Here is a 15236-nt window from a genome sequence, read left to right on the forward strand (position 1 = left end):
TCGATTGCGTCCGCCGATTTTACGTCGAGTAGTAGCGGTTCCCGGTCAGGCGCTGAGCCGGCGTTATCATTGACCCGTTTACGATACAACTGTATCGTTCGCTGCATGGCGGAACCAGCGATGCGGCCCCTGACCGGGGATCGACCGGTGGCCGACATGCTCGGCGCGGAACGCGCGGTGTCCACCGCGCTGGGGGCGGCGTTCGCCGACAAGACCATTGCCGAGCTCGAAGCCATCGCCGCTCGGGACGACCTGCCGCTCAACGGCATCCGATGCAACAACGGAGAGTGACACCGATGTCCGTACTGTTCCCCGACTACCGTCCCACCTGGGAGACGGACCAGCACCGCGAGCTGCGCAAGCACGCGGCGGAGTTCTTCCGCAAGGAGTCCGCGCCCAACCGCGAGCGCTGGACCAAGCAGCACATGGTCGATCGCGAGTTCTGGAACAAGGCCGGTGACGCCGGTCTGCTCGGGCTGGACCTGCCCGAGGAATTCGGCGGCGCGGGCGGCGATTTCGGCCTGCAGGCCGTGGTCCAGGAGGAGCTGGTCTACGCGCACGACAATGGCTTCGGTTTCTCGGTGCACTCGCCGATCGTGTCGCACTACGTCTATCACTACGGCAACGAGGAGCAGCGCCGGAAGTGGCTGCCGGGCATCATCAGCGGTGAGCTGGTGCTGGCCATCGCCATGACCGAGCCGGGCACCGGTTCGGACCTGCAGTCGGTGCGCACCACCGCCATCCGCGAGGGCGACCACTACATCATCAACGGCTCGAAGACGTTCATCTCCAATGGAACTCACTGCGATCTGCTGGTGATCGTGGCCAAGACCGACCCGTCCCAGGGTGCGGCCGGCGTCTCGCTGATCGTGGCCGAGACCAAGGATCTGCCGGGCTTCGAGCGCGGCCGGGTGCTGGAGAAGATGGGCCAGCACGCCCAGGACACCCGCGAGCTGTTCTTCTCCGACATGCGCGTTCCGGTCGCCAATCTGCTCGGCGCGCAGGAGGGTCTGGGCTTCTATCAGCTGATGGAGCAGCTGGCCCGCGAGCGCCTGATCATCGCCAGCCTGTGCTCGGCCTTGGCCGAGGCGGCGGTGCTGGAGGCGCTGCGCTACTCCAAGGAGCGCGAGGCGTTCGGCCGCCCGATCGGGAAGTTCCAGCACAACGCCTTCACCCTGGCCGAGGTCAAGACCGAGGCGCTGGCCATCAAGACGCTGGTGGACTACGCGATTCAGCAGTACATCGACGGCAAGAACGATCCGTCGACCGCGTCCATGGCCAAGCTGTTCGCCGCCGAGACCGCCGACAAGGTGGTCGACAAGTGCCTGCAGCTGTTCGGCGGCTACGGCTACATGATGGAGTACCCGATCGCGAACATGTACACGGGTTCGCGTGTGAACCGCATCTACGGCGGCACCAGCGAGATCATGAAGGAGATCATCTCCCGCTCGCTGTGACGCGGAGGCGATACGACAGTGGCGGCGGCCGAATTCGGGCCGCCGCCACTGTTTTCCGGAGTTTTCTGCAGCTCGGGTCAGGCTGCGCGGGCGCGGCTCACGATGCCCAGGCAGAGAGCGCACCCGGCCGCGAGGACGCCGAACATGGCCGGGTAGCCGATGCCCGTGCTGTCGTGGCAGACCGCCATGACGGCCGGGACGCCGAAGCCGAGGTAGCTGACCGCGTAGAACACCGCGGTCAGTCCGGCGAGATCGTCGGGCCGGGCCATGCGCTCGATCTCGAGCAGGCCCGCGACCAGGCCGCTGCCGAAACCCATGCCCAGCGCGATGGCGGTCAGCACGGTCAGCCACATGGTGAGGGTCGCGGAAGCCGCTGCGGCCAGCACCATTCCGGTGATCACCAGGCTCAGCGCCAGGACCGGCAGGCGCAGCGAGCCCGGCCGGTCGATGCGGCGGGCGACGGACTGGATGCCGAACCCGCAGCCCAGCGTGATGACCGTGATGAGGGCCGAGAAGGCGATGGGCGCGCCGTGCACCTTGGGCATCATGAGCGTCGGCATGATGGCGTAGGCCGCCGCCGACGAGGTGAACAGCCACAGGCACACCGGCAGCGCCACGGTGCGGAAGCGGTGGTGCGCGGCGGCGGGGACCTTCAGATCGTCCAGCAGCCGACCCGGATTCGCCTGCGGGGCAGTGGTTTCCGGGGCGCGGAACAGCAGCGCCGCCGCCAGCACGCACAGCGTCACATTGATCAGGTAGGCGAGGGTGTCCGGCCACGGCGCCCACTGGGCCAGCACCCCGGCCACGCCCGCGCCCACGCCGAAGCCGCCGGTGAGGCTCATGGCCGAGCGCCGCGCCCCGGTGCCCGAGGCGGTCTCGGCCGTGAACGGCGGCTGCGAGAGTTCCTTGAGCCAGCTGCTGCCCACCGCCATGGCCAGGCCCAGCGCGATGCCGCACAGCACGCGTCCGGCGGAAAGCATGGGGACGGAAGCGGATCCGAAGGCCAGCAGGGTCGAGCCGGTGGCCGCGATGAAGGGCGCGGGCCGCATCAGCGGCCGACGGCCGTAGCGGTCGGAGAGCGGGCCGCCGATGAGCAGCGCGGGGACGATGCCCAGCACGTATTCGAACAGCAGCAGATCCACGGTGGTGACGGGCAGCCCGTCCCGCTTGTACATGACCAGCAGCGGCGTGAATTCATTACCGCCCCAGGCGATCGCGAAGATCGCCGCGGCCACGCCGAGCCACGCCCTGGGATGGGTGCCGATACCGGTGGTGCGGGTGCCGACGGCTGTCAGCGTCGCCATCACAGTCCTCTCAGGGTCACGCCGTGCACGTCGGTGAGGTGCTCGGCGAGTGCTTCGGCGAAACCGGCGGCGTCGGCAGCTTCGATCAGGTCGGCGAGCCGGGTGTGCTGCTCGATGATCCGGTGCGGATGGGTCTCGCCTCGGTGCAGCGCAACGCTGTTCATCCGGCGCTGGCGCTCGCGCAGCGAGTCGTAGAAGCCGATGAGCAGCGGATTGTCGGCGGCCACCACGTACTCGCGATGGAAATCGGCGTCCACGATGGCGAATTCGTCGAGGTCGCCCGCGTCGGCGAGTTCGCCCTGGCGGTCCAGGGATTCGCGCAGCCGGGGGATCAGCCCCGCGCGGGCGATACGGGTGAGCGCGTCCACCGCGCCGGTTTCCACGATGTAGCGGGCATGGATCACATGCTCGGCCTCGCGCGAGGGCACCGGCACCACCAGCGCACCGCGCTTGGGGTAGAGCCGCATCCAGCCCTCGGTCTCGAGCCGGAGGAAGGCCTCGCGGACCGGGGTGCGGGAGGTGCCCAGCTCCCCGGCCATCTCGTTCTCGCTGACCAGCTCCCCGCCCGGCAGGTCGCCGCTCAGGATCCGTTCCTTGATTTCGCGGTAGGCCCGCTCGGCGGCGGAGAAGGTCTTGGACACAACTTGCATACTAGGGGTGACATGGGATGATTTGCCCGAATGTGGCGGGTTTCACCCGGGGGCTGAAAGAGTTGCGCCGCAACCCTCTCACCCATAATGATTCACGTTGTTGGCAATACGTCAGTAAGTTGCCCTATTTCCGGGACGAGGAGGTCCGCATGGGGAACGATGCCCCGCCGCTGAACGAGGTCGTGAACAGTGGTCTGGAGTTCACGATTCCGATCGCGCACAAGATGGGGGTGCGGGCCGACGAGGTGCGCCCCGGTTTCGCCGCCACCACGGTGCCGGTCGAGGGCAACGGCAATCACTTCGGCGTCATGTACGCCGGCGTGCTGTTCACCGTCGCGGAGATCCTGGGCGGCGCGCTCGCCATCGCCAGCTTCGACACCGCCAAGTACTTCCCCCTGGTGAAGGATCTGCACATCTTCTTCCGGAAGCCCGCCGCCACCGATGTGCGCGCCGAGGCCACGCTGTCGGAGGAGGAGATCGCGCGCATCACCGCGGAGGCCGAGGCCAAGGGCAAGGCCGACTTCACTCTCGAGGCCGTGGTGACCGACGCCAATGGCGTGGTGGTGGCCGAGACCGAGGGTCTGTACCAGTTGCGCGCCCACGGCAAGTGAGCCGAAACGATCGAGCCCCGGAGGAAGACCTCCGGGGCTCGGTCGTTCTCGCGGGCGTGTCAGGCGATGATGATCCAGCCCTTGCAGCCGGTGCCGGCGCTGCCCGGCCACTCCGAGCCGGAGACCTCGAAGGGGATGACCCCGGGCATCGGGGTGCCCAGGTCGATCCGGGTGGTCTGGGCGCCGTAGGTGTCGGGCAGCGGGGTGCGCTGCCCGTTCATGTCGATCTTGGCGTCGTCGGTGAAATTGTTGGAGGTGGTGATCTCCAGCGTGGTGGGCGTGAACGAGTGGGCCAGCAGGGTGGTCTGGGCGCAGCGGCCCTTGGAGTAGTCGAGCGTGATCTGCTGCGGGGCCGCGTCGGCGGACGCGGGGGCGGCGAAGGCGCCGGAGGCGGCGCAGGCGAGCGTGGCCAGGGCGATGCGGCGGAGGTACACGGTCTTCACGAACAGAACCCCTTTTCCTGTGGTCACGACGGTGAATCCCCCCGATCGACGACGATCATGCCGTGACCGAGCCTCCGGCACGCGGCGGACGCGCGGAAGAATCCGGGCGGATCAGCGGATGCGCAGCGGCAGGTTGCGGTGGCGGCGCACGAAGATGCTCGGAAACCACTGCGGCGGGGCGTCTTCGACGAGGGTGAATCCGGTGGTGCGGTCCAGCAGCGCGGTCAGGGCCGCGGTGGCCTCCAGTTTGGCCAGCGCCGAGCCGATGCAGAAGTGGATGCCGCGCCCGAAGGCGAGATTGTTGGCCCCGCTGCGGCGGTCCAGGTCGATGGCGTCGGGATGTTCGAAGCGGGCCGGATCCCGATTGGCCGCACCCCACAGCAGCAGCACGTGGCTGCCCGCGGGAATCTCGGTGTCGCCCAGCGCGGTATCGGTGGTGACGTGCCGATGATGGCCGCGGAAGGGTGATTCCAGCCGCAGCGCCTCGTCGAGGAACGCGGGCAGCAGCGCGGGTTCGCGGCGCAGCTCGTCCTGGAGTTCGGGGCGGGTGGCGAGCATTCGCGCGGCGTTGGCGATCAGCCCGGCCGTGGATTCGCCGCCCGCGCCGACGAGTTGGACCAGGATGAGCACCGCCACCGCGTCGGTGATGTCGCCGGCCGTGCAGGCGCGGGCCAGTACGCCGAGCAGGTCGTCGCCCGGATCCTGTCGGGCGGCGGCGAACCTGGTGTGCAGGTGGGCGGCCAGCTCGGTGGCGGCGGTGACCAGCTGTCCGAAGCGTTCGGCCTCGACGACCCCGCCCAGCATCTCGGTGCTGTCGTAGGCCCACGTGAGCAGTTGCGGCACATCCGAATCCGGAAGCCCGACGATGTCGGCGACCAGCGCCAGCGGCAGCCGGTCGGCCATACCGGTCGCCCAGTCGATGCGATCGTCGTGCAGCTGCTCGGCCCACAACCGGTCCACCAGCTCGGCGGCGGTGGGTCCGAGCCCGCGAATCCGCTTGGCCAGCAAGGGCTGGACCAGTTTCCGCTGTGCCTGGTGGCTGGGATCGTCCTCGGTGGCCAGCACGTGGATGGCCTGGCCGCCGCCGTCCATGTCGAAGGTGGCGGGCGGCCGACCTTCCTGCCGCAGCAGCGCGCCGGTGAGGTGCGAGGAGAACTCGGCGGGCCGATTCACCGCCTCGGTCACCAGATCCCATGAGGTCACCAGGTAGAAGTCGGTGCCCGGGATGCGGTACACCGGCGATTCCTCGCGCAGTCGCCGGTACAGCGGATAGGGATCGTCGAGGTGCGCGGGGTCGAACAGATCGAGGGCGTCGGGTGAGGTCCGGGTCATGGGCCCACGGTTTCCGGCCCTGAACCGACTGTCAACGGCCGTCTCGCCGTGAGACGGCCGCCGCGCGGTGACCCACTCGTATGCAGGGGTTTTGCGCGGATCTCGAGACTCCGGGCCTCCGTACCGGACAGCCGATTAGTATCGAACGATTACGCGATAACGCTGCTGGCCCAGGAGGCTCGGGTGATCGTGCGCGACCGGAAGTGGATGGGATGGGGAGCCGGGGCGGTGCTCTCGGTGGTCGCCCTGCTGGTGACGGTCTTCGCGGTGAACGGACCGGTGGCGCGGGCCCTGCCGGCTGCCCCCGACACCGTCGCCATCGACAGCGGCAGCCTGCACGGCGTGCTCGCCCCGGACTACCGGCTCTTCAATGGAATCCCTTACGCCGCACCGCCGGTGGGCGGGCTGCGCTGGCGGCCGCCCGCACCGGTGCCGCCGTGGCCGGGCGTGCGCGAGGCCCGCGACGCCGGGCCGAAATGCGCGCAGGCCACGGGCGCGGGCGGGCTGCGCTCGACCGATGAGGACTGCCTCTACCTGAACGTCTGGACGCCGCCCACCCTGCCCGCCGACGGCCGCGGCCTGCCGGTCATGGTGTGGATTCACGGCGGCGGCCTGCAGACGGGCACCGGAAGCATGTACGGCGCAGCGCCGCTGGTGTCGCAGCCCGATGGCGACAGCATCGTGGTCACCATCAACTACCGACTCGGGACGTTCGGCTTCCTGGCCGCCTCCGCATTGGACGAGGGTGACGGCTCGGGGGACTACGGGCTGATGGATCAGCAGGCCGCGCTGCGCTGGGTGCAGCGCAATATCGCGGCGTTCGGCGGCGACCCGGACCGGGTGACGGTGGATGGTGAATCGGCGGGCGGGGTTTCGATCTGCACGCAGCTGGCCACACCCTCCTCGGCCGGGCTGTTCCAGGCGGCCATGATGCAGAGCGGCCTGTGCGCCGGGCAAGCCCTCCCCGCCGCCGAGGCCGAGGGTGATGCCTGGGCGGCCGGAGCCGGATGCCCGGGAGCGGACGCGGCCTGTCTGCGCAGTCTTCCGGCGGACGTGCTCGTCGATCACGCGCCGGAGTCGGCGAATGTGGTGTACGGCAACGACTTTCTCCCGCGCGATCCCATTGCGGTCCTCAAAGCCGGTGGGATGAACCATGTTCCGACCTTCATCGGCTCCAACCATGACGAGATGGCGCTGTGGGTGTGGATGGATTACGGCATCCCGCTCGGCGCCAGGATGACCGCCGCGGACTATCCCACCCTGCTCACCACCCGGTTGGGCGGCATGGACCGGGCGCAGGTCGATCGGATCATGGCGGAGTACCCCCTCGGCGACTACGCGCAGCCCGCGCTGGCGCTCACCCGGGCCTGGACCGACAAGTTCGTCTGCCGGCTGGCCGACCAGGTCGGCGACTTCGGCCGCCAGAACCCCACCTACGTCTACGAGTTCGACGACCGGACCGCCCTGGCCCCGCCCAGCACCTTCCCGATGGGCGCCTACCACGCCGCGGAACTCCCCTCCCTCTTCGACCTCGTGCAGGCCGGCCCGGTCCTGCACGTCGCCATGACCCCCGACCAGCAGCGCCTGCAGGACGAAATGCGCCGCTACTGGACCCGCTTCATCACCGCGGGCACCGCGGATCCGCAAGGATTGCCCGCCATCCCGCAATACACCACGGCCGCACCGTCATTCCTCTCCTTCCGCCCCGGCGGCAACCAGTTCTCCGATGCCTTCTACGCCGACCACCGCTGCGAGTTCTGGACAGACCTGATGCGGTAGGCGGGGCGCCGATGGAAGGCGGCTCAGTGGTGACCGCCGGCCGAGGTCGGGTGGCCCGGCGCCTGGGAGGTGGCCGAGGTGTGCGGACCGGTGGCGGGCGTGTGGTCGAAAGCGACGACCACACCACCGAGGACCGCCAGCACCGCGGCGGCGACGGCAGCCGCCCACAGGGCGGGCCTGGACGTGCGGCGTCCCGACTGTGATCGGTCGTCGCCGGCGTCTCCGGGTCGGGGCGGTGGCGACGTCGGGAGTCGTTTCGCCACCATCGGCTTCGGCTGGGGTGCAGCGGATCTCGGCTGTGGCACGGGTGCGCGCTCGGGTGCTGGTGCGGCGGCAGCGGCCGATATGCCCGGCGGCAGGACGCGTGCCGCAGAGTCGGGACGGGGACGGGTACGCAGCGTGCGGGCGGCGAGCAGGGTGGCGCCGCGGATCACCGTGTGTGCCGGATCGGTGGTGGTGATGATCGGGACTTCGGTTGCAGCGGAAAGGTTCTCGGTGAGGAGCGGAATCGCCGAGCTGCCACCGGTGAGGACGATGCAGTCGACGGCGTGGCCGGTTCGGAGCGCGCTGTCGAGTGATTGCGTGATGCGCTGCACCGCCTGCCATACCGGATCGGCGATCACGGACTCCAACTCGGATCGCACGATGCGCAGATTGTCGCGGATGCCGGGCAGATTCACCTCGATGGTGGCGGAGACGTTGCTCGACAGCTGATGTTTGGCGCGCGTGACCCCGGTGCGCAGCTCGCGCAGCGCGGGCCAATTGCGGCGATCGGCGGGATCGAATCCGGGGTGTGCGGCGGCCACCTGGTCCAGCACATGTGTCACGAACAGGGAATCCACCAGGTCACCACCGAATTCGTGGCAGTGGACGGCCTGATCGACTCGGACGCTGTCACCGATCGCCGTCAACACGGCCACGTCCATACCCGACTTGCCGACATTGCACAGCAGGAGTGTGGCTTCCGGATCCATCTCGCCGGACGCCCGCAGCGCGGCGACGGCGGCCTCGGCCTCGCTGGCGAGTGTTGCGTGAGTATGCTTCTGCGCCAATGACTCTCGGAGCTCGCGCACGGCCTGCTCGGTCCACGTCACCGGGTGCGCGACGACGGCGGTGCATCCCGGCTCGAGCAGCAGGGCGATCGCGGTGGCGACCAGTTGGGCCCCGGTCCGGGCGGTGCCGTCGCCCGCGACCACGGGAATCGGATCACCCACCCGGGTGGTGAAATCCCGGAATTCGCAGTTCGAGTCGGAATGTGCGTAGGTGCCGGCCAGCGTGCCGAGTACCGGGCGGTCGGCGGATTCGAAACGAATTACACCGGGAATTCGGGCGCTCCGCCGGTTACTGTTCGCGGCGCGCACGAATGCGTCGGATCCGATGACTATGCCCAGCGCCTCTGCCATGCTGCGGCTCCATTCCGTCGTCGGGGATATTCGCTCGTGCGAAAACAGTAGGGACCCGAACTGGTAACCCGCTGTGTGCCGGCTGTGCGTGCGCTGTCCGGATGCTCAGGGCCACGTGTCTCGAATCCACAGCCCGCTCCGAGCGTTCTCCCAGATCAGGGTCATAGCCTCCTCTTCAACTGAGGAACGCCGCCACGGTATCGAGAGGAAAAGGCAATGGCTGTCGACGCGGAATCATACGGTTCGGCCCAGATCGGACCGATAGGCATGGGAATCGACGGTAACGTATTCCATGAATCGCCCGCCGTGGAATTCGGAAACATCGGTGAATCATCGGTGTCGAGCGAGGTGAACATCTCACTCGACCATTCCGAGGGCATCGGTCCGGGCTTCGACGTGCAATCCGTCGACCAGTCGGTATCGGTCACGCAGAACTCGAGTTCCGACATCGGCCGGTACGGCAGCGATGTCGGAATTGCGAACACAGGCCTCGCCGATCACCAGCACCACGCCTTCCAGGGGCAGACCGCCTTCGCGGAACGTGAGAGCTTCAGCGAAAACCAGACCTTCGGCGAGCGTGAGCACTTCCAGGGGCGCGAGGGCTTCGGTGAGCGCGAGGGCTTCGGTGAGCGCGATGGAATCGGTGCGCGTGAGAGTTCTCGCTGGGGCGAAAACCACAGCGCCCGACCGGTATTCGGCGACCATGCCCGCTTCGACGACCGGGAGCGTTTCGACGACCGGGAGCGTTTCGACGACCGGGAGCGTTTCGATACCCGTGCGACGTTGAGCGATCACGAGCGTATGGACACCAGTGAGCGGTTCGACCAGCGTGAGCACTTCGACGTCCACGAGGGTCTTCACACCCGCGGCGAATTCGGCGAGCACAGCAACTTCGACGCACGTGCTGATTTCGGTGAGCGTGGTGATTTCGGCGACCACCGTGATTTCGGTGAGCGCGGTGACTTCGGCCGCCCGGCCTTCGGCAACCCCGCAAACATTCGTGGCGACCTCGGATCCCACGACCACGACCGATCCGGCGACCACAACGGCTTCGGTGACCACCCCGGCCACGGCCAGCCCGGCAACTGGGGCGGCCACCCGAACCCCGGCGGCCCCGACCACCAAGGCGACGGCCGACCAGGTGAGCCCGATCGCTCCCACGATCATGGCCGCCCTGGTGAGCACGGTGGTCCCGGTGAGCATGGTGGACCGGGTGAGCATGGTGGACCGGGTGAGCAGGGTGGGCCGGGCCTGCGTGGTGGCTCGGATGGACATGGGGGTTCCGGTGATCATGGGCAGCACGGTGGGCCTGGTGGGGCGGGACAGGCTGGGGCGCACGGGGGTTCGGATGGGCACCGTGGTGTGAGCGGGCACGGGGATGTCGGTGGGCATGTGGCCGGTGGGGTCGGGACGGGTGCGTCCGTGGGGGTTGGGGCGCATGTCGGGGACGGGGCGCATCATCCGGATCAGGGGCAGCGGGGTGCGGGAGCGGCGGGGGAGCGGTTCGCGGGGAATGGGGTTGGCGGGGGTGAGGGGAACGCGGGCGGTGGTTTGCAGGAGCGGAGCGGACTGTCGGTCGGGGCGTCGGGGGCGAGTGGCGGCGGTGTTTCCGGTGAGGTGGGTGGATCGCACGGAGCGGGGTTGTCGTCCTCGCTGTCGTCGTCGTTGTCGTCGGGTGGCTCGCTCGGGGCGTCCGGGATGGGTGGCGGCGTCGGTGGGTTCAACTCCTCCGGTGTGAGCGGTCTTCATGCAGGGCAGGGGATTTCGGCTGGTATGGGCGCCACTGCTGCCGTGTCGGGTGCGGCGGTGGCGAATGCGGTGGCGCCGGTGGCGGTGACGCCGGTGTCCACGGCCGTGCCGTCCAATGCCGCGGCACAGCCCATTTCGGACACGCTGTCGAAGGCGGCCGCGGTGCCGACGCCGGGTGCAGTTGCGAATTCCTTTGCGCTGACCAGTGGCTCGGTGCATCCGGTGGCCACCGCGCCGGCCGCCGATCTCGGCGCCCTCGGGAGCTCTTCGCTCGGGCAGACGGCAACCCCGGGCGCGGATGCGGCTGGTATCCCTGCCCATTCGACGATCCCGGCTACGCCCGGCGGCGCGCCTGCGCTGACCACGTCGGGCGGCGGGACCGGACAGGTCGGCGTGTCTGCCAATGGCGCTGGAACGGCGACGCCCCCGAGCACCGGTGGCGGCTCGTCCACGAGCGCGCCGGGCGGCGCGGGCATCCATACGAGTGCGACCGCGCCCGGCGCGGATCTCGGGACCGGTGCCACCGCGGGGGTCGGAGCCGGTGCCACCGCGGGGGTCGGAGCCGGTGCCACCGCGGGGGTCGGAGCCGGCACCGATGCGGGCACGCACCCCACCACCGGGGCGACCGCGCCCGGTGCCGATCTGGGCGGGAGCGCCACCGGAGGTGCGGAAGCGCACGCCGGCACCAACGCCGATGCGCTGCTGGCCGGCGGCGGGTCCACTCCCGCCCCCGCGCCCACGCCGGTGACGGCGGACTCCTCGCATGTGGCAACGACTTCCGTCGTACCGACCGCCGCGCCCGCCACCCCCGCGCCCGCCGCCGTCACCACGGTGCCCGACCACACAGCGGTCACGACGACGCCGCATCCGGTCGACCTCACCGCGACGGATTCGGGGGCGGTCGATCACAGCGGGTTGTCGGCATCCGGGGGCGGGCTGTCGACGGGGTTGACCTCGGACCCCGGAACCTCGTTGTCGCACAGTGCCGTCGACACCTCGCACCCGACGACCACCGGCGACATGCACCACTGAAACACCGTGACCGGTCCGCCGCGCCCGCACCCGGCGCGGCGGACCACCCGGCAATCTCCCCCATCGCATCGAAGGAGCAGGCAGTGACCGCGATCAGCACGGTCTTCGCGGCGAAGACCACCGCGGCGACCGACCCCATGACAGCGCTGCTGGACGAGCTGCGGTCGATGACCGACGGTCTCGGCCGGTCCGACCTGTCGAATCGCCTGATGTCGGCGCGGCAGCGGATCACCGATGCCCGCCTGCGCATCCTCGTGACGGGGGAGCCGAAGAAGGGCATCAGCTCGGTGGTCAATGCGCTCGTCGCGGCCGACGTCTGCCCGACCGGCACCGCGCGGCCGGGGCGCGTCACACACCGGCCGATCGTCATCGAATTCGGTGAAACCCGGACCCGCCGGTCCGGTGGCGCGGGCGATCCGGACGAGGTCACCGTGCCCGCGTCACTGCTCGCCGACGGCGTCGTCCTGATCGACACCCCCGGCGTGACCGGAACCGATTCCCGGCAGGCCGCCGCCCTGCTCGAGTTGCTGCCCACGGTGGACGCGGTCCTGTTCGTCTCCGACGCCAGCCAGGAGTACACCGCGCCGGAAATCCGCCTGCTGCAACAGATTCACCAGCTGTGCCCAATGGTCGCCTGCGTAATCAACAAGATCGACAGCTATGTGCGGTGGGCGGACATCCAGCAGGCGAACCGCAAACACCTCACCGATGCCGGCCTCGGCCTGCCGATTCTGCCCGTCTCCGCGAAGCTGCACATGATGTCGAGCCGGCTGGCCGATCCGACGCTCGAGGTCGAATCCGGGATACCGCAACTGGCCGACTTCCTCCGGACCCATGTCGTCGCCCAGGCCGACGCGGTGGTCCGCGACTCGTTCGCCAATGATGTCCGGGTCGTCTCCGATCACGTTGCGCTGACCCTGAACACCGAGATCGAGGCCCTGCAGGATCCCGCCCGCGGCGCGGAACTGGTGGACCGCATCCGGGTCGCCCGCGCTGCCGCCGAGACGCTGCGCAAGCGCACCGCCAACTGGCAGTACACGCTCGGCGACGGCATCACCGAACTCACCGTCGCGGTCGACCACGACCTGCGAAACCGCTTGCGTGCCTTGATTCGTGAGACCGACGAGGAGATTGCGAAGTCCGATCCGGCCCGGCACTGGGATGCCTTCGCGACGCGGCTCGACGACCGGATCGCCGAACAGGTCAACGAGAATTTCCTGCTGGCGCACAAACTTTCGGCCGATCTCGCCGCAAAGGTGGCCGAGAGATTCGCCGAGGAGGGCCGCACCCAGCTGCCGTCCCTGCCCGGCGCCGAAGCGGGCATCCGCGCCGACCAGTGGGGTTCGCTGGAGGCATTGGAGAGCGGCAGAGCCGGCTTCGTCCAGCGCACCATCACCAGCGTGCGCGGCTCCTACGGCGGGGTGCTGATGGTCGGCCTGGCCACCAGCCTGCTCGGCCTGGCACTGGTCAACCCGTGGTCCATCGGCGCGGGCGTGCTGTTGGGTGCCAACACTTTCCGCGAGGACCACAAGTCACTGCAGGCGCGCCGGAAGGCGGAGGCCAAGGTGGCGGTCGCCAAGCTGATGGACGAGGTCGTCTTCCACGTCAACGACGAATCCAAGCAGCGGCTGCGCGAAGTACAGCGCATCCTGCGCGACCACTTCACCGCCCTGGCCGATGAATTGCTGCTGTCGGCCAACGAAGCCTTGATGGCGGCCCAGGAGGCCGCCACCCTGCACGACGGTCAGCGTGCCGAACGGATCCGGCAGCTGGGGGCCACCTCCGAGCGGCTGCGCGAACTGCGGGTCCGGGCCGGGAATCTGGCCCTCACGCCGGGCGGCGCCTGATGGCCGGGCGGGAAATCACCGAGGCGCGGCAGCTGATCCGCGCGGCTCGCGGGCAGGTCGATCCGAGGTCGAAATGGGCGGGCGAACTGGCCGCCTGTGAACAGCGGCTGGACGAACCCTTGCGGGTGGCGTTGACGGGCACCCTGAAGTCCGGCAAGTCAACCCTGCTCAATGCCCTGATCGGCGACGAGATCGCCCCGACCGACGCGACCGAGTGCACCCGGGTGGTCACCTGGTTCCAGCAGTCGGCCGCGCCTCGCATCGATCTGGTCACCCGCGGGCAGCACCGGCGGATACCGGTGCTGCGCACCGACGGTCGCCTCACCATGGACCTGGGCGTGGCCGCCGACGCCGTCGAACGCCTGACCGTGAGCTGGCCGTCCGCCCTGCTCGATGACTACACGCTCATCGACACCCCCGGCACCTCCTCGAACTCACGAGATGTGTCCGAACGCACGCTCGCCCTGCTGGCGCCCGAGGAGGAGCCGTGCGAGGCCGATGCTGTGCTGTACCTCATGCGCGATCTGCGGGACGCGGATGTGCAACTGCTGCAATCCATTCACCATCGGATGACCCTGGGCGCCGGGCCGCTCGGCGTGCTCGGCGTCCTGTCGCGCGCCGATGAGATCGCCGGCGGCCACGGCGATTCGCTGGCCGACGCCCACCGGCTCAGCGCGACCCTGGCCGAGGCGCCGGAGCTGCGTGGCCTGCACCAGAGCTTCCTGCCGGTCTCCGGTCTGCTCGCCCTGCGCGGACAGACCCTGCGCCAGCACGAGTTCCAGGCTCTGCGTGCCCTGGCGTCGATACCGCAGCACGGGCTGGAGGCCGCCCTGGTCTCGGTCGCTCGTTTCGCCGCGCCCGAGACTCCGCTGCCCGTGCCTGCTGCCGAGCGTCGTCGCCTGGCCGAGGCGTTCGGCCTGTTCGGTATTCGGCTGTCGGTCGCGTTGATCCGTTCGGGCTGCCCGGATGCCCCCGCCCTGTCGGCGGAACTGATCCGCCGCAGCGGTCTCGGCGAGCTGCGCCGCACCCTCGAGATCCGATTCGGCCAACGCAACGAACAGTTGCGCGCGCATTCCGCGCTGGCGCGGCTCGCGCACATACTGGCGCGCTATCGGACGGCCGGGACGGCGGAGCTGGCAGACCGGGTATCGCGCTGCCTCGCCGACACCCACACGTTCACCGAACTGCGGTTGCTGTCGACCATTCGCTCGAATCGGCTCAGCGAGCCCGACCGCGCCCGTGCCGCCCGGGTCCTGGGCGGGGAAGGCATTGCGGCGCACCGTCGTCTCGGGCTCGCTCCCGACGCGAGCCCGGCCCAGTGCCGTGGCGTCGCCCTGCAGGCCATCCGCCACTGGCGCAACCAGCTGGAGAATCCGCTGTTGGATCCCCGCACCGCCGCCACCTGCCGCGCGGCCGCCCGTAGCTGTGAAGCCATTGTGGCCGCGAACAATTGAGCACGGGCCGCGCGCGTCCGTGGCGCTGACCACGCGATGCCGTGCAGGTACATTCGAGGCGTGACGCTCGGTAAGGGGGAGTCGCGGGCGGGGCTGGGGCGGGCGGGTCCCGAGCCGCCGGCGCGGTGGGCGGGATTGGCCGCGCGGCTGCGGGCGGCGGTGCTGGACGCGCACG

13 protein-coding genes are annotated in these 15236 nt (G+C 69.5%); 7 read left to right on the forward strand and 6 right to left on the reverse strand.

Annotation, left to right across the window (positions count from 1 at the left end):
• The first annotated feature begins 105 nt into the window (after window positions 1-105).
• Together ACFXIV_RS17745 and ACFXIV_RS17750 are read left to right on the forward strand one after the other, a co-directional pair.
• Window positions 106-291: a hypothetical protein gene (locus tag ACFXIV_RS17745; protein WP_379400553.1), complete on the forward strand. Its 186-nt coding sequence runs from the start codon at window positions 106-108 to the stop codon at window positions 289-291.
• Between the two features lie 5 nt (window positions 292-296).
• Window positions 297-1457: an acyl-CoA dehydrogenase family protein gene (locus ACFXIV_RS17750; protein ID WP_379400552.1), complete on the forward strand. Its 1161-nt coding sequence runs from the start codon at window positions 297-299 to the stop codon at window positions 1455-1457.
• Between the two features lie 77 nt (window positions 1458-1534).
• Here ACFXIV_RS17750 and ACFXIV_RS17755 read toward each other — a convergent pair whose 3' ends face one another.
• Together ACFXIV_RS17755 and ACFXIV_RS17760 are read right to left on the reverse strand one after the other, a co-directional pair.
• Window positions 1535-2761: an MFS transporter gene (locus tag ACFXIV_RS17755; protein WP_379400551.1), complete on the reverse strand. Its 1227-nt coding sequence runs from the start codon at window positions 2759-2761 to the stop codon at window positions 1535-1537.
• The gene (locus ACFXIV_RS17760; protein ID WP_379387790.1) at window positions 2761-3411 is read right to left on the reverse strand and encodes a GntR family transcriptional regulator; all 651 of its coding nucleotides are present in this window, start codon (window positions 3409-3411) and stop codon (window positions 2761-2763) included. The genes ACFXIV_RS17755 and ACFXIV_RS17760 overlap by 1 nt, the downstream gene beginning before the upstream one ends.
• Window positions 3412-3560: 149 nt before the next feature.
• On the opposite strand from ACFXIV_RS17760, the gene ACFXIV_RS17765 reads away from it, so the two are divergent.
• On the forward strand, window positions 3561-4022 hold the full coding sequence (locus ACFXIV_RS17765) for a PaaI family thioesterase (protein WP_379400550.1): 462 nt from the start codon (window positions 3561-3563) through the stop codon (window positions 4020-4022).
• 59 nt (window positions 4023-4081) lie between these two features.
• Here ACFXIV_RS17765 and ACFXIV_RS17770 read toward each other — a convergent pair whose 3' ends face one another.
• Both ACFXIV_RS17770 and ACFXIV_RS17775 read right to left on the reverse strand, forming a co-directional pair.
• A complete protein-coding gene (locus ACFXIV_RS17770; protein WP_379400549.1) occupies window positions 4082-4492 on the reverse strand; it encodes a hypothetical protein in 411 nt (136 codons plus the stop codon).
• 84 nt (window positions 4493-4576) lie between these two features.
• A complete protein-coding gene (locus ACFXIV_RS17775) occupies window positions 4577-5797 on the reverse strand; it encodes a cytochrome P450 (RefSeq protein ID WP_379400548.1) in 1221 nt (406 codons plus the stop codon).
• Window positions 5798-5980: 183 nt separating this feature from the next.
• Here ACFXIV_RS17775 and ACFXIV_RS17780 point away from each other — a divergent pair, with 183 nt between their 5' ends.
• Window positions 5981-7576, forward strand: coding sequence for a carboxylesterase/lipase family protein (locus ACFXIV_RS17780; RefSeq protein WP_379400547.1), 1596 nt, complete (start codon window positions 5981-5983; stop codon window positions 7574-7576).
• 23 nt (window positions 7577-7599) lie between these two features.
• On the opposite strand, the gene ACFXIV_RS17785 is transcribed toward ACFXIV_RS17780, so the two are convergent.
• Window positions 7600-8979 (reverse strand): Hsp70 family protein, encoded by a 1380-nt coding sequence (locus tag ACFXIV_RS17785; RefSeq protein WP_379400546.1) that lies wholly within the window; start codon window positions 8977-8979, stop codon window positions 7600-7602.
• A 357-nt stretch (window positions 8980-9336) separates the two neighbouring features.
• Window positions 9337-10611, reverse strand: coding sequence for a hypothetical protein (locus ACFXIV_RS17790; protein ID WP_379400545.1), 1275 nt, complete (start codon window positions 10609-10611; stop codon window positions 9337-9339).
• A gap of 141 nt (window positions 10612-10752) precedes the next feature.
• Between ACFXIV_RS17790 and ACFXIV_RS17795 the strand changes: the two genes are divergently transcribed.
• The 3 genes from ACFXIV_RS17795 (at window position 10753) to ACFXIV_RS17805 (ending at window position 15061) form a co-directional block, all read left to right on the forward strand.
• Window positions 10753-11760, forward strand: a complete 1008-nt coding sequence (locus ACFXIV_RS17795; RefSeq protein WP_379400544.1) for a hypothetical protein — start codon at window positions 10753-10755, stop codon at window positions 11758-11760.
• 83 nt (window positions 11761-11843) lie between these two features.
• Window positions 11844-13607 carry a dynamin family protein gene (locus ACFXIV_RS17800; protein ID WP_379400543.1) on the forward strand — a complete coding sequence of 588 codons (1764 nt, stop codon included), beginning with the start codon at window positions 11844-11846 and terminating at the stop codon, window positions 13605-13607.
• Window positions 13607-15061, forward strand: a complete 1455-nt coding sequence (locus ACFXIV_RS17805) for a dynamin family protein (RefSeq protein WP_379400541.1) — start codon at window positions 13607-13609, stop codon at window positions 15059-15061. The genes ACFXIV_RS17800 and ACFXIV_RS17805 overlap by 1 nt, the downstream gene beginning before the upstream one ends.
• Window positions 15062-15236 lie beyond the last annotated feature (175 nt).

The organism is Nocardia sp. NPDC059236, assembly GCF_042754085.1.
GTDB lineage: Bacteria > Actinomycetota > Actinomycetes > Mycobacteriales > Mycobacteriaceae > Nocardia.